A 21,939-nucleotide genomic window follows, 5' to 3' on the forward strand; every position below is an offset into this window, starting at 1 on the left:
TTTACTTTCGCTTGGTAATTTATTTCAGACATTAATCGAGTTTACCTTACCGCTCTCCAAATTCACAAATGCCCCGTGCTTTTGGATTTGCTTATGGTACAATAGCCGAAACAGGCAATCGGAAGCGTGGGCAACCAATACATCGTTGATAAACAATGACTGTTCTTGCAACTTGTCGGAATAAGCGCAACCATTGCCTTGCAAGGTCGGGGTATCGTGCGCATCCAAATTGGGAAAAAAATCAATGATGTTTTTTAGTTTATCCACCATTTCAAAATCTTCCCGTTCCATTTTCCGCTCCTCATCGAACAATGTTCCTAAAATGAACTGCCCTATGTTCCTACTGTTGCCCAAATCCAACCAGTAATATCTATTGGCGTAATCGGACCCTTTGTGGTGTTGTAGAATCGATTGCGCCAATTGCATCCGAAAATGGGCGCTGTCAACGCAGGTGATGATGATATTCGCCCGTACATCCTCTCCTTCGGGCAGGGCATCCATCGGAATGCCCTGCCATTGTAGACCAAAAGCCATATTGACTTTGCATACGGCATTGACCACTTTGTATTCCCCGATATCCGCTAACGTATAAAGTTGCCGTCCTACATTGTTCGGCTCTACCTTATCGGAATCATAGGCAATAACATGCAACCCTGGGTGTCCTACTTGCCGTAGGGCATAATCTATCCTTGCCAATCTTGCGAGCATCAACGAGCCTGTCCCACCGACCCCTATCAACGCAACTGTAATGGGATGTGTCGGGTCATAAAAATAGTTGGGGGCAAAGTGTATCCTAGTTTTCATAGAGTTGGTTTAAGGTCAATTTGTTGGCTATCAATACTTCATCGTCAAATGACATTTTTTCAAGATTTTGCTTCATTACGTTCACTATGTTGCCATCTACCAATTGGTTATGGTGCGTTTCGGTGAAAACGGAGCGAAAAAACTGTTGTTCCACAAATCCCATAACGTCCTCGTAGTATTCAAATCCATCATAATCCATTGAGGCATTGCCCATACACACATTGCCTTGCCTACCTATATTCAGCAAAGGGGCGTGGTACAGGGGGGTATCGTCCGATAGGGATTCCTTTCGGTTCAGGGCGAATACCTTCAAGGCGTTGCCCTCTAGTTTAAAAATCAATTTCGGCATGGGATATTTTCCCGATGGAATACCTGTTTTGGTATCGAAGTAAAGCATCCGTTGTCTGGGATGTACGTACCATATCATTTGAAAATTACCCTTAAAATCGAAGTGTATCAGGTTCTTTGGAAGCATTCCCTTGAAGCGGAACTTTATCAGATCGCCCTCTAGGCAGGTAAAGATGTTTCGGGCGGTGTCCTTTGTCAAAGGCATTCCTGCGGTCAATTTTGTTCCTGCTACTTCGTGGTACGAAAAGTAGTGGTCGTTGCGATAGTTCTCGTCTTCCCGTTCATATCCGATGATCGCGAATTTTGGCAAGAAGTGATCTTTGGCGTTCAAAACTGCTGTTTGTTCCATGTGCTAGAGTTTATTTAAGAGTTCGCTCAGGTCGTTGATAAATTCTTCCAATTGGTTCAATCGGTGGGGAATGCCATCATCGAAGGGTTCAATATTTCCGTTTTCGGCAACGGTATGTTGATAGGAGGAAATAATATCGTAATCGTTCGAGCAGTCGTTGAGCATTTGGATGTACCCATTGGCGAATGCACTATCTTCCCTATCGACTACAAGAAACGATTCCCAATGCTCGAACATACAGTCATACCCGTCCTTGACGCTCAACAAAAATGGCACCTGAAAATCAATGGTTTCTGCATTTAGCAATAATTTCTTGATTTGTTTGTAAATCGGTTTTTGAGGTTGGTATTTGTCCAACAGGGTTTTCCAATCCCTGATTTCGTAGGATTCCAAAAAGGTTTTATACCGTGCGTAGAATTTGGTCGAATGGTTCTTCATGACATTCTTGTTATCCTTGTAGTATGCTACATCCTCAAAGAGAAATTCCCATAGCCAGTCGATCCTTGATTCACAGCTTGGGAACAGTCCACCGTAGGGCAGACTTTTGACGAAGGACAACAGAATGTGAAAGAGTGGTTGGTTTCGATGCCTTAGTTCGATAATCGGACGGACGGGAATAAAGTACACCGTACTGCGGTTGCCAATAAACTTTTTCAATATCAACCTTAAGTTTCCATCATCTCTAAGAACTTCGACATGGTCGATATTGCCCCTCGTCCTCAACCTATGGGTACACCGTAGTACTACATCGTCCAAACTATCGGTTGGTATAAATTCCCAATGGTCGATGCTGCCCGTGAACTTTCGGGTAACGGCTACCATCAATCGGGCAAGTTCACGAATGTCGGTATAGGAATCCTCTTCTATTAATGGATGGGATAGAACGGGCAACAGGTTTATGTCAGAAATGGAAAAACCTTGGGTTGCAGTACCTTCGGTCTTTGCGTTCCCCGTTGATAGTGTTTCTGCTGTACCGCCCGAAACAGTCGGTCGTGAAATGTTGTTAAATCTCTTGAGGGGTTCAATTTGTATGTCGGCTTGCATTGGTCTTGTTTTAAAAATTCGTCTATCTTCAAAACCCTATCCCTTTGTTCCTGCCAAGGTCTTGAAGTGGATTTCATGGTAGCCGTTTACGATTCCCTTGTCCATGATGTTAGCGTTGGTCAGTTCTGCATACAGCTGTGCATAGTGTTCCATGACCTGCTCGTGGGTCAAGTTGTAATCTATGTCATCCAATTCTATCGAATTATTGTTACCATTTTGGTAAACGTACTTTCGTGTTATCGTAGCTACTTCCATTAGTTGAAAAGTTGAGGGTTGTCATATGCTTTCATATCGTCAATGACCTTTTTGGCTTCCTTGTGTTCAGGGTCTATCTTCAAAATTGCTGTGGCAAGGTCTGTAGCTTTTTTGTGGTCTTGCATCGGGTTAAAGCCCTTCTCCTTTAAGAGTTGCTTAAGCTCGGTCGCTTTCTTGGCGGTCGATTCCTTTTTCTTTTTCGCCCGTTGGGTCTTTTGTTCGGTTTCCTTTAAGGATTCTTCAAAGGCTACTGTATTCCTAAAAAGGGCTTTAGTCTGTTCCAAAGGCTTTTGGAGTATTTGAAAGAATTTCTCGTCCACTTCCGTAACGTTTCCCCGTAGGGTAAGTGGTTTTAGGGATTGAAGTGCCTTGTCCTTGGCGTTCGATTTAGGAAGTACGGATACGCTGACCGTCTCATCATCGAACAGTATACTTATGCCGTACTGTTCGATACCCATCTGTTTCAAGGTCGAAAAAAAATTGCTCATCTTGAAGAGGTATTTGCTTGTTATACAATCACTTAACTACCTTCAAGATACACCCAAACCTTCGGGAACAGCCATAAAATCAGACAAAAATCCACCCTTGACTTCTTCTTCCCCTCCCCACAAAATACGCCCCGAAGGGGCGTTGGAACAGGTGCTTGTATGTTGGGATTGGGCGGAGTTACTTCAATTCTTTGGATGGACTTTGTGTACGTCTATATTCGTTTGTAGGAATGATTGAAAATAACCCTCTAAAGATTGAGAACTGATGTCGGAATCAGTTTATTGAAAGTAGAATTTATTTATTTTAACGGCTAAATTTTTGATACTCAAAGTTTCCCATAAAAGGTCAATTAACGAAACTACTAAAAAAGACTAAGAATGGGACACCTCGCAAAAAAAATGGATTAGGCCGAACCATCCCTTAAATTGGCCAATTTATAGCGCTAGAAATATTCAAATCATCTGGAACTTTAATTAAATAGAAACATCTTTCTTTAAGTTCTAAATAATCAAAAAAATGGTTAATTCGACAATTAGTGATTCAGGAACGGACACGTTTACTATCTTACATGGAATAAACAAAATCAATCAATGATATTCTTTTTGTCATTTTGAAATTATGAAAGCGGACATGGTCGAGGAAATGGAACCGAAATTTGAAGTAAAAAAAGCCAACCGGTTCTTACCCTACATTATATTAATTGGCTTGGGAATCGGGACTGCCAATTTTACAATGAATGGGGGTCTGAATTGGGTTCAATGGGCAATTCAATCTTTATCGACCAGCATGATAGTTGGGTATACAACTGTATTAATTGGGACAAACGTGGCTTGGACAAATGGTTTTATAAAACCAACATGGAAATTATATTTGTCAGTTTCCGTAATGTTTCTTTTGGCAGGGATAATTGCTACGGAGATAGAGCATGTTATTCGTTCATTAGTCTTTAAAAGTGAATCATTCCGTCCACTAAATGGTGGGAAAATGTATTTGTTCAACGGAATAATCTCCTTGTTTCTAGGTTTTAGCTTTTTTCAAAGTAAAAAGTTGGCCTTGGATAAAAGTTCAGGTTTAGACGAAACCACTAATGATATGGAAAGTAATATTTCTAAAATCAAAGAGCCCAAAAAGTTCGAGAAAAATACTGGAAGTGTTCCTGTCAAACAAGGCGGTAATGTGCTTTTGGTTCCAACTTCGGATATTGCCTATTTTGAGTCCTACGACAATTATTCTTTTCTTTACGACACAGATGGTAACAGGAAACTATGTGACTACTCCCTATTATTTCTTGAAAAAAGATTATCGGAATCTTTTTTGAGGGTACACCGGAAGTACATTATAAATACAAATCATGTCAAGCAAATAAAACCACACATAAACGGACGTTATGTAATAGAGTTCTCACAAAAAAGCTTATCTACCATTACAAGCAGCAAAAGCTACTCTCAAACTATAAAAAAACTTATTAGGATAGAGTAGAAATAGTTTATATCGTTCAAAACTAGTTCTCTCACATTTCTTCTTATTCATTCGCATCTTCTATAATATCATTCACTGACTATATTGACCATTCGCCATTAATATGTTTTTTTGCGCTTTTATTTTGACGTATTTGCACGATAAGTTTAATGACCTATTTAGTCAACATAATTTAACATTTTAAAACTAATCCTATGAGAACTTTAAATTTTTTTATCCCACTAATTATTTTTTTAATGATTGGTTTCCTTTCTTGCAAAGGAACTCAATCTATGGGAGAGACACAATCCCATAGTGCGCAAAACCATCCAGTCAGAGCCTTGTTTCTATCCTCAATTGATAAATTTAACAAAGGTAATCTAAACGCATTTCTTGAAAATTTTTCGCCTGACATTAAAATGTATGGAACCGATGGAACCTATTTTGGGCAGGATGCATTGCGTAAACGTTTTGAAGTTGTGTTTCAGCAATTCCCAAATATGCAAATGGACATCCCTCAACTGGATGTGGAAATCCTTTCTGAGGATGTTGTACTTGTCAACTTTGAATGGAAATTGTACCCGATGGGTCAAGGACCTGCATTTTATGGAATCGGTTCCGGCATATATAAACATACTGAAGATGGATGGATGGAGATACTGGAAGTTGAAACTACTACCAATGTTGATGATGAATTGAAACGATAATTGGAATCATTTTGAAACAGGTAATTATCTTGAGCATTTCTATCAAGGTACCCCAATGTGAATTATTGACCAAGTCTATTAAAACAAACATTTTTTAGGATAGTGTATTGGTCTGTGCTGGGAAGACATTTTAAGTTTACATACTGGTCATCGTTAAATTTTAACCGCCCTTTTTCGTTTGAGTTCTTTGATATCCTGTCTTAAAACCTGCATCTTGGCCATCTTATCATCCGGAAAACCAATGGCCGTTTTCTTACGATGGGTTTCCATCGAGCGTAGGTTATAATCCAAATCGAATTTTTTCGATTTGATTTCACGCGCCACCTTTTGACATAACTTGATAAGTTGCATGGCCACTTTTTCAGGGCCGAAACGCTGCTGTTTTCTACCTGAAATATGTATGTTTTTAAATTCCAATCCAAAAGAGTAAAGATAATGCTCGTTCGAAGGCACATATTCCGCTTGAAAAACCAGATTCGCATTAAGAGTGGGCAAATGAGCGACTCTTTTATGTTTTTGAATGTTCAAGTTTAGTTTTGACCGTTCGACAATTGTAAGCCCCAAATGCCTGACAAATTCCTTGGACGGCATAGTTTCGAGTTCTTTGGAGATAAGAACGGAATTTGAAATAAGAAGGCTCAATCCTTTTTTTAATTGGGACCAATCCTCGAATGCACTTTCATCTATCGGCAAGTTGAAACTTTTAATTTCCTTTTGTACGCTTTCAAGTTCGACCAATTGGGAAACTATATGTTTGTTCTCCTTTTCGATGCGCTCGATGGCCTTAAAGGAATTTGCTTTGTTGAGTTCATGCAATCGCTTCTGTGACTGTAAAAACTTAAGGTCATCGGAAAGCTTGACCAATTGGAACTGGTCCATATCCCCTATCAATGCGGCCTGCATCTGTTCATAGGAGAGGCTCTTATCATCTGGTACCAAGTCGTCATAAACGCGCTTGTTCGGGTCGGCTTCCCGAATTTGCTCCCGAAACTTTTCTTTATGGGTATTGAGCGAATAGGAAAATATATCGGTAGAATCTTTTATGCCATAGAAACGTTCTACCACTGTATTGCCATAAATTTGCGCCACTTCATTGCCCTTACGCAGACCACGTCCAGCTCGTTGGTCGAAAGCATCAGGGGAATAAGGAATATCCATATGAAAGATGCCCACCACCCGTTTTTGGATATTCGTGCCCGTACCTAAAACTTGGGTACTGCCCAGAGCTACACGAATTGAGCCGCTTCGGATTTTTTCCTGCATTTTATCGGTTCTATTCCTTGCTTTTTCCTCTTGGGCCAGGGCGATTTCATTAGAAGGAATGCCGTATTCTTCTATTAGGATCTCACGAACCGTGTGGTACGAATTGTATTGTCCCGGTTTCCAAACGTTCAGGTCGGAGAATACCAAACACACGCCTTTGTGTTCCGATGTTTTTTTATAAAGTTCGGCGACATCACGGCACAGGCGTTGGAGTTTGAACTGGTCGAGTTCCGAAAAGTCGATGGCGAGATTGTCTTTCGCCAAAGGGTCGATCAAAAGTGACCTGTTGATATTGAGTGCGGTTATGTGGGCGGACTTCATTTGTTCTTCGCTATATATGGGCAATTTGAACAATGCATTCTGGTTCCGGTCCTTGGTAAACTTTAGCGAGGCCTGTTTGAGTTCCTCGTATGTCGGTGTCGATTCCAAAATAATAAATTCCCTGTCGACTTCGAGGTCATGGGTCTTGAAATGTTTGTCCCTACAGATATGGGTAAAGGAGTTGTACATTTTGCTCAGTTCGGGCAGATTGGTATAGTATCGAAATCGTGCGTGCATCCGGGGATCGCCAAAAATATTCGGCTCTATACTTACGCTCTGCTTCAGGAAAATAGAGGCCCAGGCATCGAAATTGAAGATATTCTTGCGCTTTAGTGCCATTGGGGTAAGATAGCGCTGATAAGCATAAAGTTCGGTAACCGAGTTTTTCAAGGGAGTTCCGCTATAGAAAAAGATGTTCTTGTCCGGCCCCATGCGGTGGTGGATGGATTTTATACTGATTTCGAGATCCAGATTCCTTTGGCTATCCGAATGGTTGTTTAGGCCCGATACGTTCTGGTGCCGTGTCGTGAAACCGATATTCTTGAAATAATGGGCCTCGTCGATCATCAACGCCTCTATGCCCAAATCGGTCAGGGTCGTTTCCGTTTCCCCAGAACGTTCCTCCAATTTCTTTAAGGTCGTCTGGAGCTTGTCCTCCAAATGTTCCTTTCTTTTAATCAGGCCCTTGATCAGTTTTTTGGATTCCTTGATGTTTCCGTATTCCCGGGCCGTTTGCAGGTCCTGTTCTATCATATCGATTTTTTCTTCGAGGGTTTCCAGCACAAATTCCCTTGCTTTGGGAATCTGTTTTAAATGGCCGTGCTCGGCGATGATTAGGTCTATGGCCCTGTGGTTTTTGACCGTTCGTAAGGTTTTGGGCCGCTTGCTTTTGGCCATGTTTTTTGAACTCAACCGAAGCACGTTCAAGTGCGGGAAATTGGCCCTAATCTCTTCCTCTATTTGTGGGGCCACGCTTTTCAGGGTAAGCAACAGGGTTCTCCTACTCTTCCCGTGTTGTTTCAGTTTATGGGCCAGCATGGCCATGGAAAGGGTCTTTCCCTTGCCGACCTGGTGGTCGTTCAGGGCACTTCCCATGGTAAGACCGAAGAGCGTGGAGTCAATCTGGTGCTGGTAGGGCGGGTACACCAAGGTGTCCGGAAAGGTAAGCCAGCCTTTGGGCACCGTGATATTGACATCGGCCAAAAAGGCCCGGTAATAGTTTTCCTCAATGGTGGTTTTCAGCTCTTGGCGCCCCTCGATAAAGGACTTGAAATGGAGCTGAAGCTCCTCGTAAAGGTTTTGCGCCATCAGGGTAGCATCTTTATCCAATTTCCTGATGGTCTTTCCAGATCTGTCCTTATACGAAGTGAAGATGACGGGATATCTATTTTCCGCAAAATGCTGTAAAATCCGTTTATAGTTCGCCTTGACCTCATGATGCAGCACCACACTAAAACGTTCGTGGGCCTCTTGGTTAAAGTCCCTTGGAAACATAAGGGTCAGGGTGGAATTGAACTGGGTCATGTTGATCTGGACCTTTTCGCCTATAAGTTCCTCCAGAAAGGATTCCTTTGCGGAAACGGGGATAAAATAACTCTCAAAATTGAACTCTATTTCATCCAGGTCCAACTTTGCCGGAAGCAGTTCCATCAAAGCCTGTTCCATCATTTCTGTTCCAATCTCGTAAGGCGGAGGGTGTTTCCTGACATATTCGACTTTATCTTGGATATAGCCGCTGGAAAACAGAAAATAGGGAACCACAGTATAGCCCGTTTCCGATTCCGCATCGGGTTCGAGAAAAAAGGAACGTTTCTCCAATCCGTTCAATAACAGTTCCCTTTCCGTTGTCTTAAAGAATGTTGCCATGGCGCCTATATCGATCTGCCCGATATGGTCAAATTGGTAGCGTGCCATTTGTTCAGGGTTCTCGAACCGGGGCTTGTCGAGTTTTGATGGATCCGGGGCAATCTGTGACGGTACAGCGGCGGTAGGCAGTGATACTGCAATGGAAGCATTAAGAAATCGTTCCAAAGTGAACGACGGGTTTTTGCCATAACCCTCTCCCTCCACCTTTTTCTCGAACTGTTGTCGGACCTGCTCGAAATAATGGTCGTCTTTCAGAAATATGAGATGCCCTTTCAGGGGCCCCCATTTAAAATGGAAGGTGTCCAGTTGGTAGTCCAGATCTTGGAAGCGTGTGGTAATTTCTTGTTCTGAAAGGCGCTGTTTTTCGATATTGAGTTCGAGCAGAACAAGGCCGTTACGCATTCGGGCATAGTCCGACACCAATTCCTTGATCTTATGGGGTACTTTTCTTGTGCTATGCGGGTCGGTATAGAACAATACCTCGCCCTTCTTGTTAAAGTTGTAGGTCCCAAAGAACAACCGGGAAAATTGTTTGGCCTCTTCATTGTGTAGCGTGATTACCGGTAAATCGGTATCGGCAATCGGTTTCTCCGTTGCTACCGGCGATTGTTTCTCGGTTTCAACCGTTTTCCGTATGGGTCTAGGTTTTTCCTGTGTGTCGGGTGGTACCGAACCGACCTTGAATTCAAAACCATTGGACCGTTCTTCCAAAAAGCCGGACAAGGGCGTTCCATCGGGTTCGAAGACAATATTCGGCCGGTTGTGAAAAAACCCGAGCTTAGGTGTTCCGTGAACATGCTCCGGATTGTTCTTGAAAAAACGATTGGTCAGAAAGTTTTGGCCCTCCAATTCTATTGCTTCGGTATCCGCAAAATCCATCTCGTCGGCGGATAGCGCTTTTTTGTTGGAAGTCCTACGATATACCAATAGATCGGATACGACCTTGGTACCCTCGTTGGCGAACAGATCGGTATTGAAACGGTTGGCAAGGAGCAGATCGTTCTCCAGCAATATGGATTCCCTAAAGCCATTGTAGGCGCTTCGCTCGGCAAAGGCCGAAGAGGTAATCAGGGCGGTGACCCCACCGTGGCGTACCATTTTCGGAGTATAGAAATTGAAATAATTGCCCACATTTTTAAGCGCATCTTTTATCAGGTAATCGTGGCGGTAGGCCTTGGTAATGGGAATGTCCCCAAAAGGGATATTGGTCATGACCAAATCAAATTTCCCCTGTTTTGCATGATTCAAATAGAATTCCTCGAAGGGGATGTTGAGCACCGTTACATTCGGACTTTTGATATTATTGGCCTTTAAAATTTCAAAGGATAATATATCGGGTTCCAAAGCGGTGATATGGGCCTTGGGGAAAGCCTTTTTCAGTTCCTGAACATAGGCACCGTTGCCCGCCGAGGGTTCTAGTATGGTTTTGGGCTCGAACCCGTTTTTTTTCAGAAGACCGATCTTATATTCGATAAGGGCATTTGGCGTGTAGTAACTTGTCAAGTGGTACCGCTTCAACGAATCCAGAATTTCTTTCGAGGTCTCCGGAAACGCTTGTTCAAGTGTATATAATAACTGTTTTCCCTGTTTTTCCTTTTTGGATGAAGGATAGAACAAGAGTTCCCCCAGCTTGGAAAGTCCGGCATTATTGATATAATAGTTCTCGGGATTCGATGCCTTTATCAGAGCAACGATCTGAATCAAATGTTCCTGTTTCATCCCGGACTATTGAAGGGTTCTCAGGATGGCCGCCCTGCCCATGGGCCGTTTTTCGTCCAAGGCCCCATAGATTTTCAGGAGTTCATCATTGGCATACTCCCTCGCAAGGGCCCCGACGTGACCGTCTTCCAGAAACTGTCCCTGTAATTTTGCGTGAAGGATATGGGCGTTGATGGCAAAATCAAAACGGTATTCAGCAGCATCCAAACGCGCGGTCAGGTTAGGAAAAGTTTTCAAAGCGAAATAGCAGAAATGAAGGTCAGGGCCACATTTGCCGTTGGCAAGCTGTTGCTCCCAGTCCTTGATCGTTTCCTGATGGTCGGCCCGGAACTTTTGGATTTCCGAGGTAAGTAAGAGTTCTTCTTGTGTCATGGTCTATGTCGTTTTATAGGGTTCGTTTAAATGTGTCTATTCGTTGGCGTTTTCCATGTCTCTAGACGGAGTTTCGTTCAGTTCGATAAGGTGCCCGTACAAAGCATTTTTGAATTGCATCACGGCATCAAGTGAATCGAAGCGATGCAAAACGTGACGATTCTTTTCGGAGGAAATAATAAGCTCATAGGCATTTTCCGCGGTTGGTCCGCTCCACGGTCGCAATACCCCCAAAGAAAAATCCAGCATTGTTGTGATACTTTCCATGTAAAAAGCATCCTTAAGTATTGGGCGTCCGGTTGTATCAGTAATCTTTATCTCAAAAACCATGGTGTCAAAATGATATATTAATTCCTCTTTTTTCCTTTGCCCTTAGTGGTTGCAAAGAATTGGCTTTGTTTACATATTCTCGATAGGCAGCGTAATGTTGGGGATATTTATCTCTTAAATCGGTAATGGGCCTATAATCGGCAGGCTTCGGTTTTTTGCCGTTTTGTTTGACGGCAAAATACGTTCTTCCCGAAGCGTAGTGCTTTTTTAGCAGTAAGATATCCTTGGTCGCACGTATGGGGATTTCGTCCAGCACTACCATAAAGTCCTTTTTTTCGACAAGATTTTTGGCAACCTCATATTTTAATCGTTTCGGGACGTTTTTTGATTCCAAAAAATCGTCCAGCAACATCCAATGCTTTAAGGAATCCGTATTTGCTCCCCCATCTGTAGCCTTCAGGTAGATTTTGTTCCCATGAATTCCAAGGGAAACTCCGTATCTCGTTTCGGCAAGAACGCTTATCGATTTTTGTTCAAGCAGGGAACGGAACTCTTGTACCGAAAGATAAAGACGGTTTTTTTCATTGGCGACTTTCAGATAGGGCGTTAGCACGACAAAGTTTTTCCCAATGGTTACGGGAACGAAAAGTCCCTCGGGCCCTTGTTTGAATTGAATAGGCAACCTATTGGAAAGTTTCGGCAATTTGCCGACAGGGAGCATAATCGGTTGGATACCGTTTTTCAGATACCGATTATGGGAATGGATATTTTGTAAGGCACCATTGAAAAGACGGCGCAATTTCTTTTGGATTCCCGAATCCAAATGTTCCACGTCCCTTTCGAAATACCTGTGTTTCATAAATAAGTGGTCGGATATGGAGGGATAGAGACGCTGGACAGTTTCCTTAAGAAGCGATGTGGCATAGTTATGCCAGACCGGGCAATTGTTCACGTTGTAAAAGGACATATAAGCCCTATCCTCGGTCTTATTATAGCCCAATAACAGCTTTATCAGCTTATTTTCGTCTTCGTGAACGGATATACGGCCCACGGGAACAATACCTTGGTCTTTTTGGAACAATAGGTCCCTGCTTTTTAAATGGGCCAATTGCTCTTTTAATGCGGTATTTATAAAACCGTATTTTGCCAATTCCAAGTCCCGTACATATCTCAACTTCCTTAGGTCGTTCATCTGATCGGTTGGAACTGCCTTGAATTCGAATTTTTTAAACGTATCGAAATTGGGGTCCAGAAATCGGGATACCAGATTTTTAATCCTTTGAAAGAGTTTGATGGAACTATGGCTGATATGGTACAACTTTGTTTTCATCGGTTCAATCGGATTTCAAATTGGAATACACCTCATATTTAAGGTTGAACGAAGGTGCGGGATCTACCCTTTGGCCATCCTTGATGACCTCGTAGTGCAGATGGGGGCCGGTGGATATTCCCGTACTTCCAACGGTTCCGATAAAATCATGGGCATCGAGCGCTTCCCCGATGTCGACCGACACGGATTCCATATGCCCATAAAGGGTACTGAAGCCATAGGCATGGGAAATAACAAGGTGTAGGCCGTGTCCGTTAGGGTTATTTTCAATAAAGGTCACCTTCCCCGCAGCGGTGCTATAAATAGGAGTACCCTTTTCTGCCGCCAAATCAACGCCAAAGTGTTTTTTTGTAACACGGTGTACGGGATGGTGGCGGTTTCCGTAGGAACTAGACAGCACATAACGCTCACGGAAGAGGGGAACCGCCGAGGGTACGCTGTCCAGGACTTGGGGCCGCAAGGGCAGGTATGGTTTCAACCGATTCATTTGTCCGAAATTTTCTATCTGGTACAATAGGTCGGTGAGCCTTTGGTAAACCAAATCCTTCTTTACCGCTTCGGTCATAGGTTCTGCTATATGACCAGTAAGGTTACCCAAACCCTCGGTACTATTGGTGTCATTATAAAAAAATCGATTGGTGGCGAAGCAAAGAAAGAACAGCCCGACAAAAATCCAATAGCTACTGTTTTGCGGGGTAAAATGATTACTATCCTCGGAATTGGTCACGCCGCCCACCTTTTTGGCGTATCCCTTTATCCAACCTATAGAGGCTTTCTTAATGTTCTTCCATGCACTCATAATCAATTGTTGCAAGCTGTCTTAAATAAAATTTTGATAGTTCAAAAAATTATTTATATTTGTGGTAATTATTACAAATATATGTAATTTTTACAAATATGAATAACAGATGGCGAAAATTTGATGCGGTGCTAAACCTGTCGGCCTTAATGAATTATTTCGGACTTGAAGTCCAGCGAAAAACGGATAGGTTTATCTGCTATAAATTGGGAAAGGAGCGTTATGTCGTTATCCATACCGAATCAGGGTATCGATACTATAAACCCGACGCGCCAAAAACAAAGCTTACCTCCTTCGACTTCATATTGGAGCGGCTTTCCCGAACCGATGCGCAGGGAAAAATAGGGCTGTGGACCAAAATCGAAGATTTCTATACCGAACTTGAAAAAAAGCCGGAACTATTTCTAAATGACCGCTCAAAGAATCCCCTTGAACCGGTTGACAATGATTTCAACCATTTTGAAACATTCGCCGAGGAACTTGCCCTAAGTCCAATAAAACTGGAGGGTACGGGTTCCGACATTTTCGAGGACCGTATTTACGAAAATCGGGAAGGCCGATTGTATTTCCCCTACCGTAATTTGGCCAACACCCTAACCGGATATGGAACCGAGAAGGATGGAAAGCTATCCCTTGTTGCGGAGAGCGATATTTCCGCATCGGTCTGGTTCAGCAAGGTACCCGATATGATAAAGCATTTGGTAGTACTCCTTAACCCCATGGAGGCCATGGCCTTTCATCGAAGGTTCAAATTGGAGGATGTGGTCTATCTCACAATTTCCGACATCAATTACGAGACCTCGAAATTACTGGTGCAAATATTAAAACGTACCAAACTTAAAAAAATGGTGCTCAGTTTTACCGGATCATCCAAAATAGAAGGCTATATACATGACCTGATGCTTATTTCCTTTATCAACGATTCCCGCTTTCTGTTCAGGGTGGGAAAGGATCATTTGGCCGTCCGGTTCGACCCGGAAGACCAGAAGCCGTTGGCGAAGCTGCACAACGAAGTATTAAAATACAACAGCAGCCTAACAAAGGAATATTTAAAACACAATAAGGTCTCGGACCAAAGTCTTCTGAACCGAAAGAGCATCGTACTGACCAAGGAAAAACAATGGGTACGATGTCGTATTCCCTTTGAGGTGAACGCACTTCGCTATTTTCTTTGGAGCTATTATCGAAACTATATGGACAAGACCGTAGAAATCGTAAAGCCCGTACATGCCAATTGGGCGTTGGAGTTCGAAAAGGAAGGAGCCTATGGAGGAACCGAAAAATTAAAGGCCTTTAGGATGGCCGTATAAATAAAGGGGGCGCTCCCGCCCCCTTCAATCCTTAATTCCGGACATGAAAAATGGAAATGTCATATCCAGAATTACAAAGTTAACAATTGTTTATTAATCCTTAATTAAAACTTGAAAAATGGAAAAACAAGCAGAAAAGGTTTTCGTAAAAGTGAACCAAAGGTGGCAGAGGGCCACCGTTACCGGAGAACAGGACGGAAAGGCATCCGTTATGACCAATGACGGGCAGTCGTTCAACGTGCCAAAAAACAAGAAGTATTTTGAACCCGTTAAATCTATGGATCAGAAATTCGCTTATAAAGACCTCGAAGAACAGTTGAAGGGGCAGTACATCAGTTATGAAAAACTCTCCCCTAGTGTACGCGACAATCTGACCGAGGGGAAAGAACATTTTTATGAAGGCACCTATGTTTCGGATGGCGAGCTCAAGGAAAGTGCCAAGATGATCCAGATGGTATATGACAGGAATCTGGGTTCCCGATTGGATGTCCAGTACCGAAGAAACGAAGATGTGACGCTGGATAAGGCATGGGCCTACAACCATAGTTTCAGTACCGATGAGTTCAAACGCATGGTCGACAAAAAAGAGTTCGTCCTCTTTCAGGGAAGCACCAACGATGGTGAGGTGTTTCAAAAACTGGCCTATTACGAGCCGAAAGTACAGGATATCCGCACGAAGCCCGCACTTTCCACGAACACCTATTTTTACGGAAGAACCTTGACGGCAAAACAGGCGGATGCCCTGAACAAGGGCCAAGAGCTCGAAATGGAGATCAAGAGCAAGGTCCACGGCACCAAACCCTATTTGGTGTCCTGGTCCCCAAGTCGGGAAACCTTTATTACCAAAAATATCGATTTGGAAAAGGCCAAAAAGATCGAGGTAAAGTCCGAAGTAAAAAAAAAGTCACGGAACCGAGGCATGAAGGTCTAATCGGTTGACTTATCAAAGGCCGTCCGATACGGACGGCCTACTTTTCATTTATACTATCACAAAATAAGGTATCCGGCATTCGCATATTCATGTGAAGTGCCGTCAACAACTCCCATACCCTTATGAAAAACTATTCCGAAAATCCGGAGCACTATAAACAGCTGATTGCACAAATCAATAGCGAGGTTGATTTTCCCGGTTACCTGGTTGCACATGGATACCGACTTCTCAAAAGAAGTTCGGGCTCACAGGAATTCGGTAAGGAAGCGGAACGCATCGTCCTACAGACAAAAAGAAACCCGGTAACCTATTTTAATCGCAATGACTCTTTGGACAAGGGACGTTTTTTTAAATACCTCCACAAACGCTCCGCCAATTTTTACGTGGCCATAAAACAGGGCTTGGGCATTATACAAAGGGATTATCCGGAACCATCTCCCGTCAAAGTAAAAAAGAAAAACAGTAAGCCCATCAGCTTGGAAAAATGTTATCATATAGAACCTCTAACCAGACCGATTTATTTGACGGAAGGTCGTGGGCTTAATATCGATACGCTCAAATCCGCGGCGTTCAAAGGCAGAATCTTTAATGCCTTCCATATCAATGACAATGATGGCCGTATTGCCAACATCGCCCTTCCCAAATATGGATTGGACGGCAACATCAAAAATTATACGCTCTACAACAAGCCTTATCGGGATAGAAAGGACGGAAAAATAAAAAAATTCCGGTTGTTCCTCAACAAACGCTATGAGTACCTTTTCGTTTCGAATCCGAATATCGAAGCGGAAAAAGTGGTATGCGTGGAGAGCGGTTTTGACGCCATGGCCTACCATGAGCTTCACGGTCGTCCAAATGTCTTTTATGTATCCTTATCGGGGCATATCGACGACAAGAAACTTGAACAGTTCCATCAATGGCACAATAAAGTAAATCGCTCACATGACCTTCCGCTTCATTTGGCCTTCGACCACGACATTGAGGGTTTGCGCTACGACCTCGTTCTTCTAAGCTACTGGCTCAATCGAAAGTCAAACCAAGTATTTATCGAAACGGACTGGAACCGCCCCGTGATGCGCTTGAAACTGAACTACCTTTCCAAATCCGTCGCTATGATGGAGCAGGATACGGATTATATTAATGCACAAATCTCCAACTGTCCCCGCGGGATGCCCAAAGGCCTACAAAAGGCCATCTGCTATCGCGATAAGGTAATTTGGGAACTGGACTTGAACAGGATAGTGCTGCTCGCCCAGCATTCCAGAACTTTTTGGAAGCTAACGGTGGAGGCACTTTCAAAATGCTTCGCACAAGATATCCTGAAAATGGATAAATCCCCGACGATGAAGGACTGGAACGAGGAACTGATTTCGGTAAAAAAAAAGTCCGGTTGTCGCCTAGCGAGCCTGTTATAAAACCCATTCCGGAAAGGAAAAAGAAAACACTCAAAAGGAAGGGATATGCAAGATAAAAATAGAGGGTATATGGGCATGTATTTATCGGCCTTCCATTTTGCGATTATCCTATTTCGGGAGCAATATGCCCTGTACGTATTCCACCATGGGCATCAGGAATTTTTCGACACTATCCATGCCTTTCTACTCCGGTCCGGACTGTCTTCCCAGGGCATGGTTGCCCGTCTACTTTTATTGGGGCTATTGATGGGCGGCATCATGATGTACCGGCCGGTCAAGAAAGATGGGGTCAACCGTAGAAAAAGTACATTGGGCTTTCTCGTTTCCTTGGCCTTCCTGTTTGTGTCATGGTGGTGTTACGGAGTTTCCGAACTGGGGATGTGGGCATCCATGACACTTCTTTCACTGGCCTACTTGGGATTGATGACCCACGGGATGCGGTTGTTCCAGTTTTTGGACTTTATGAACCCGGCAAAAGAAGACCCCTTCAACGATACAAAGGAAACCTTTGAGCAGACTGGTAATAGAATCGAAACGCCCTATTCCGCCAATATCCCTTATACTTATTCCCACAATGGAAAGAAACGAACGGGATGGGTCAATTTTGTCAATCTTTTCAGGGCCTTGTTGGTCATCGGTACTCCGGGGAGCGGTAAATCCTTTTCCGTTATCGAAGAGATCATGGCCCAGTTCATCGACAAAAAATTTGCCATGGTCATCTACGATTTTAAGTTCGATACGCTTACCCGTAAAGCATACGGATATTTGCAGGAGGCCCTGAAAAAACACGGGAACGATTCCGAAATTCCCTTTCCGAAGCTGTACCGTATCTGTTTTGACGACCTTCGGATGACGCACCGGAACAACCCCATGGACCCCTATGGTCTGGTCAACCAATCCGACGCCATCGATACGGCCACCACTCTCATGAAAAACCTGAATCCCGAATGGATCAAGAGACAAGACTATTTTTCGCGCAGTGCCATCAGTTATACCGGTGGCTGCATCTGGTACCTCAAAAAAAAGTCGGAAGAAACTGGAAGGTATCTCTGTACCCCCGGGCATCTGGCCATTCTGACCACCGTAAAAATCGATATCCTGATGGAAATCATGACCAAGGACGTCGAGGTACGACAAATATTGGTTCCCTTTCGGGATGCTTTGGAAAAGGAGGCCATGGAACAATTGTCGGGCCAGACCAGCACGGTACAAATAAGCCTTTCGAGTATTGCAACCAAGGAAATCTTTTATGTCATGTCCGCCAATGATTTCAGTTTGGACGTGAACGATCCCCGATATCCCAAAATCGTATCGTTACAGAATAATCCCGAACGGAAAGAGGTCTATTCCGCACCTTTGGGCCTGTATATGAATACCATTCTCAAACGGGTGAACAAACCGGGCAAGCGGCAAATGGCCCTGCTCATAGACGAGGTACCCACCCTGTTCATTATGTTGTTGCGGACCATTATCGATACCGGTAGGGAAAACAAGATCGCTACCATTTTGGGATTGCAGAGTGTTGGACAGCTTATTCTGGATTACGGCAGGGAACTGGCCGATGTCATCTATGACAACTGTGCCAACATCATCTGCGGTGCGGCCAAGGGCGAAACGGCCAAACGATTGAGCGAACTTTTTGGAAAAATCCACCAAGAGAGGGTGTCAAAGAATATGAGCAGCTCCGATGTAAGCACCAACCTGAGCACGCAGATGATGGAACTCTTGCCCAGAAGCAAGATCGCGTCCATGTCCACGGGATATTTCGCGGGATTGGTCGCCGATACTTTCGAACACCAGATCAAGGAAAAGAAATGTTATGGCCAGTTGCTACCCGACATCGAGGGAAAGCGTAGGGCCATGAAGCATGAACTGCCGGTCATCAACGATTTTAGGCCAGAAAATTTTGAGGACTTGTTCGAAGAGCAAATGACGATCGTATGGGAACTTGAACTTCCAAGAAATGCTGTGGATCTGTTTAAAAGGGAAATCGGGTACATCGAATTTTATGGCACCCATCTGGAAGAAGTGGCCAAAAACAAATTTACCAACGGCACTAAGCGGCGAATTTTCAAGGATGTTGTCAGGGAGCTTCGCCTTTTCGATTTCAGGGATACTATTTTAGAGCTGTTGAAATCGAATTCAGGGCACTCTGAGTGGAACCATCTATTTGAACATATCGTGGAGGAATTTCTGGTGCGGACGGAAATGGACCGTGTGGCCCAGGCAGAATTCGACAAGATCATCAATGAAGTGGACAGCTTGGTAAAAGAGGAATACAAGGCAGTTACCGGAAAGGAGTTAAAGAGTGCCATATTTGACGAAAAGAAAATAAATGGCGAGATTGCAAAGGCCATCAACAACTCTGAGGCGGCCGTGGAAAAGTTCATGGACGATTTCGGTAATGGTCTGGACGAGTCCCTCTCCCAAAGTTTGGCGGCACTTCAGGAAGAAACGGAATATGATTTTGGGGAGGAATTTTCCTCGTATCCCATAGAAAACTTTGAATAATGGATATAGAATCAATCATCAAATTGGACTCCAAGGATCTCGGATATATTGGGGAGCGCCTAAAGGAAATACGTCTCGAACTGGTGGAACTGGACGACACGGAGGACAAAAGGTTCAGCGAGTTTTCCGTAACCAAGCTGAGCGAACGTCTGAACATGGACCGGACTACTTTGGCCAATGTGGAGCGTGGCTCTTCCATGGTCAATTCCATCAAGATCATTCTTTACTTCTACAGCCTGGGCTATAATCCCATCTGGATTCTGTTGCCCGATAATGAGTTCGTACAAAAACGTAATCTTGGAGAAAATATGGTCTATCAAGAGGGGCTACGGGAAAAATACCTTGAGATGGAGGAACGGGTTTCCGAGGCCATGAAGGATTTTAAGTCCGCACTGTAGCACACTCTTGGTTTTGAATATTCCCTAATTTGATAGCTTCAATTTCCCCAATTCGTTCATACCCCCGAACTACCATGTACATTGCTATATAGCGTTATAGCAATGTATAATGCAATAATCAATCAATGCTATATAGCAATATAGCATGCAATGACTATATGGTCATATGACCATATGATTTTTAAAAGTATATATATGGAAACCAAAATAATTTCATGTACCGGGGAAAAGGGCGGTTGTGGCAAGACGACCCTCAATATCATCTTGGCGACCAATCTGTACCATCTATACCAAAAGAAGGTTGTGTTGATCGATATGGACAACCCGCAGTATTCCGTATACAAAAAGCGGAAACGCGATCTGCGGCAGATGGGCCCAACCGAGATGCCAATATTTCCCGTGGAACGGGCAACGGTCGAAACCTTGGAATCGTTGATCAAGAGATACTATGCTACTGTGGATTTTATCATCGTCGATTTTCCCGGAAACCTTAATGAGGAAATGGTAAGGGGGCTGCTTTATGTCGAGCACATCTTTATACCTTTTTTTCTCGACGAACTGGAAATCGACAGTACGGCAGTGTTCTATAAAACGCTGGAAAGAAACTATCTCCAGAACGAAAATCGGGTATTACGGTCCGTCAACCTTTTCTTTAACCGCTACGAGCTGGTCAAGGTTAATAAATTCGATACGGTGAAGAAGACCTTGGCAAAAGCAGGTATGCCCATGATGGAACAGGTCGTCATGGAACGCACAGTATACAGGGAGCGGTACCGGAATACTTTGATCCCGATTCCACCGACAAAAGAGAACGGCGAACTAGGGTTAAAACGATTTATGGAAGAGGTTATAAAAATTTCAAAAAATTGAAGATGGGCAAAAAAATGAACGTAAAGGACTTGCTGGAATCGGCAATCGTAGACAATATGGATACCAAGGAAGAAGTCGAGGGACTTAAAGAACAACGAAGTACAAAAATCAATGAAGCCGAAAAAAGTTCCATTGATATAAAAGAAAGAAGCGATAAAAACGTTGAGGGTAGTAAAGCGCGGACAACGGTACAGGGAAAATTTACAATGACAAAGTTGAGCCGAAGGGAACAAGAAAAAGTTGTGGAATTCGAGAGGTTAATGGAACAAGACCACTATACCGACAAAAAGGAGCAATTTATCTTTAGGTTGAGTAAGGCCTGCTTCAATGACTATGAACGGCTGGCCAGTGCGTGCAGTTACAAATTAGAAAAAAAGGTTTCCCGAAACGATATTATGCGTAAGGCCCTTGAGCTTTACCACCAAGAAAACATTCGGGAACTAAATAGAATTATTGATAAGATTTGAATTGGCAATGGGAACATATCGTATACGTCATCATCGGCAGCCTATGTCTGTTATGGTATTTGTTTGTCCTTGTCGCACTTAAAAAATCAAAAAACGAAAAAAAAGTTCAGGAAAATGATTCATATATGCAAAAATCACATATATTTGTAAAAAACACATCTTTAAAGGATAAAGATATGGACCAGTTACTCAACCGTGTCGATGGGAATGAAACCAGCTCTGAGCTGTTGGATATTTTCAATGCGTCCGATAAAGATGTTCAGAATGAATCCTTAATTCCAGAACATGAAAAATTTAAGATTATTAAAAATTCCGAACCCCCTCCGGAGGGGGAAGCGAAAGATTCCGATTAAAGTCTTCCTGACTTTACTCCTACTTATCACTTTACATGCTGCCGGCCTTGCCCAAATCGATGAACTGGTCGATCAAGTCAACGAAGCGGAACAGGGTACGGCACAAATCGGGAACAGTATTTTCCGAATCATCAAGATTGCCGCAGGCGTACTTCTAGCCATTGCGGCGTTGGCCTTTCTTATTATCAGGGAACAGAACCAAGACATGGCCCGTAAAGTAGGCAATGCCATTGTGGGACTGGTCATCTTCTACGGCCTTATCGAGATTGGGGAAAACTTGGCCAACTAAT

General features: G+C 43.4%; 21 protein-coding genes. 11 read left to right on the forward strand and 10 right to left on the reverse strand.

The features are described 5' to 3' along the window. Positions 1-24 precede the first annotated feature (24 nt). Genes ACFSQJ_RS04430 through ACFSQJ_RS04450 form a run of 5 tightly spaced genes read right to left on the reverse strand, consistent with a single transcriptional unit; the run spans position 25 to position 3,288 of the window. Positions 25-804 carry a PRTRC system ThiF family protein gene (locus ACFSQJ_RS04430; RefSeq protein ID WP_339337108.1) on the reverse strand — a complete coding sequence of 260 codons (780 nt, stop codon included), beginning with the start codon at positions 802-804 and terminating at the stop codon, positions 25-27. Beyond that, positions 794-1,501: a hypothetical protein gene (locus ACFSQJ_RS04435; RefSeq protein ID WP_339337109.1), complete on the reverse strand. Its 708-nt coding sequence runs from the start codon at positions 1,499-1,501 to the stop codon at positions 794-796. Before ACFSQJ_RS04435 ends, ACFSQJ_RS04430 begins: the two co-directional genes overlap by 11 nt. 3 nt (positions 1,502-1,504) lie before the next feature. Beyond that, the gene (locus tag ACFSQJ_RS04440; RefSeq protein ID WP_339337110.1) at positions 1,505-2,545 is read right to left on the reverse strand and encodes a hypothetical protein; all 1,041 of its coding nucleotides are present in this window, start codon (positions 2,543-2,545) and stop codon (positions 1,505-1,507) included. Between the two features lie 36 nt (positions 2,546-2,581). Then, entirely contained in the window at positions 2,582-2,800 is a 219-nt protein-coding gene (locus ACFSQJ_RS04445) for a PRTRC system protein C (protein ID WP_339337111.1), read from the reverse strand. Next, on the reverse strand, positions 2,800-3,288 hold the full coding sequence (locus tag ACFSQJ_RS04450; protein ID WP_339337112.1) for a PRTRC system protein E: 489 nt from the start codon (positions 3,286-3,288) through the stop codon (positions 2,800-2,802). The genes ACFSQJ_RS04445 and ACFSQJ_RS04450 overlap by 1 nt, the downstream gene beginning before the upstream one ends. 619 nt (positions 3,289-3,907) lie before the next feature. On the opposite strand from ACFSQJ_RS04450, the gene ACFSQJ_RS04455 reads away from it, so the two are divergent. Then, a complete protein-coding gene (locus ACFSQJ_RS04455) occupies positions 3,908-4,768 on the forward strand; it encodes a LytR/AlgR family response regulator transcription factor (RefSeq protein ID WP_339337113.1) in 861 nt (286 codons plus the stop codon). Between the two features lie 272 nt (positions 4,769-5,040). Then, positions 5,041-5,454 (forward strand): YybH family protein, encoded by a 414-nt coding sequence (locus tag ACFSQJ_RS04460; RefSeq protein ID WP_377765859.1) that lies wholly within the window; start codon positions 5,041-5,043, stop codon positions 5,452-5,454. A 153-nt stretch (positions 5,455-5,607) separates the two neighbouring features. Here the strand turns inward: ACFSQJ_RS04460 and ACFSQJ_RS04465 are convergent, their stop codons facing one another. The 5 genes from ACFSQJ_RS04465 to ACFSQJ_RS04485 form a co-directional block, all read right to left on the reverse strand. Continuing rightward, positions 5,608-10,623, reverse strand: coding sequence for a helicase-related protein (locus tag ACFSQJ_RS04465; RefSeq protein ID WP_339337115.1), 5,016 nt, complete (start codon positions 10,621-10,623; stop codon positions 5,608-5,610). Between the two features lie 6 nt (positions 10,624-10,629). Then, positions 10,630-10,995, reverse strand: a complete 366-nt coding sequence (locus ACFSQJ_RS04470; RefSeq protein WP_339337116.1) for a hypothetical protein — start codon at positions 10,993-10,995, stop codon at positions 10,630-10,632. Positions 10,996-11,031: 36 nt separating this feature from the next. Beyond that, a complete protein-coding gene (locus ACFSQJ_RS04475) occupies positions 11,032-11,262 on the reverse strand; it encodes a hypothetical protein (protein WP_314012039.1) in 231 nt (76 codons plus the stop codon). Positions 11,263-11,329: 67 nt separating this feature from the next. Continuing rightward, positions 11,330-12,595, reverse strand: a complete 1,266-nt coding sequence (locus tag ACFSQJ_RS04480; protein WP_314012040.1) for a hypothetical protein — start codon at positions 12,593-12,595, stop codon at positions 11,330-11,332. A gap of 4 nt (positions 12,596-12,599) precedes the next feature. Next, entirely contained in the window at positions 12,600-13,394 is a 795-nt protein-coding gene (locus tag ACFSQJ_RS04485) for a M23 family metallopeptidase (protein ID WP_339337118.1), read from the reverse strand. 98 nt (positions 13,395-13,492) lie between these two features. On the opposite strand from ACFSQJ_RS04485, the gene ACFSQJ_RS04490 reads away from it, so the two are divergent. The 9 genes from ACFSQJ_RS04490 (at position 13,493) to ACFSQJ_RS04530 (ending at position 21,938) form a co-directional block, all read left to right on the forward strand. Then, positions 13,493-14,704 carry a hypothetical protein gene (locus ACFSQJ_RS04490; RefSeq protein ID WP_339337119.1) on the forward strand — a complete coding sequence of 404 codons (1,212 nt, stop codon included), beginning with the start codon at positions 13,493-13,495 and terminating at the stop codon, positions 14,702-14,704. Between the two features lie 118 nt (positions 14,705-14,822). Next, a complete protein-coding gene (locus ACFSQJ_RS04495) occupies positions 14,823-15,635 on the forward strand; it encodes a hypothetical protein (protein ID WP_339337120.1) in 813 nt (270 codons plus the stop codon). 122 nt (positions 15,636-15,757) lie between these two features. Continuing rightward, complete coding sequence (locus ACFSQJ_RS04500; protein WP_339337121.1) at positions 15,758-17,050, forward strand: hypothetical protein; 1,293 nt, start codon at positions 15,758-15,760, stop codon at positions 17,048-17,050. A gap of 45 nt (positions 17,051-17,095) precedes the next feature. Then, positions 17,096-19,561: a type IV secretory system conjugative DNA transfer family protein gene (locus ACFSQJ_RS04505; RefSeq protein ID WP_339337122.1), complete on the forward strand. Its 2,466-nt coding sequence runs from the start codon at positions 17,096-17,098 to the stop codon at positions 19,559-19,561. After that, positions 19,561-19,959, forward strand: a complete 399-nt coding sequence (locus tag ACFSQJ_RS04510; protein ID WP_339337123.1) for a hypothetical protein — start codon at positions 19,561-19,563, stop codon at positions 19,957-19,959. The genes ACFSQJ_RS04505 and ACFSQJ_RS04510 overlap by 1 nt, the downstream gene beginning before the upstream one ends. 150 nt (positions 19,960-20,109) lie before the next feature. Then, positions 20,110-20,829: a ParA family protein gene (locus ACFSQJ_RS04515; RefSeq protein WP_377765860.1), complete on the forward strand. Its 720-nt coding sequence runs from the start codon at positions 20,110-20,112 to the stop codon at positions 20,827-20,829. A 2-nt stretch (positions 20,830-20,831) separates the two neighbouring features. Next, complete coding sequence (locus tag ACFSQJ_RS04520; protein WP_339337125.1) at positions 20,832-21,296, forward strand: hypothetical protein; 465 nt, start codon at positions 20,832-20,834, stop codon at positions 21,294-21,296. Positions 21,297-21,421: 125 nt separating this feature from the next. Then, positions 21,422-21,649: a hypothetical protein gene (locus ACFSQJ_RS04525; protein ID WP_339337126.1), complete on the forward strand. Its 228-nt coding sequence runs from the start codon at positions 21,422-21,424 to the stop codon at positions 21,647-21,649. Beyond that, positions 21,582-21,938, forward strand: coding sequence for a hypothetical protein (locus ACFSQJ_RS04530; protein ID WP_339337127.1), 357 nt, complete (start codon positions 21,582-21,584; stop codon positions 21,936-21,938). The genes ACFSQJ_RS04525 and ACFSQJ_RS04530 overlap by 68 nt, the downstream gene beginning before the upstream one ends. The last annotated feature ends 1 nt before the right edge of the window (position 21,939 follow it).

It is taken from the genome of Croceitalea marina, assembly GCF_042684265.1.
Taxonomy (GTDB): domain Bacteria; phylum Bacteroidota; class Bacteroidia; order Flavobacteriales; family Flavobacteriaceae; genus Croceitalea; species Croceitalea marina.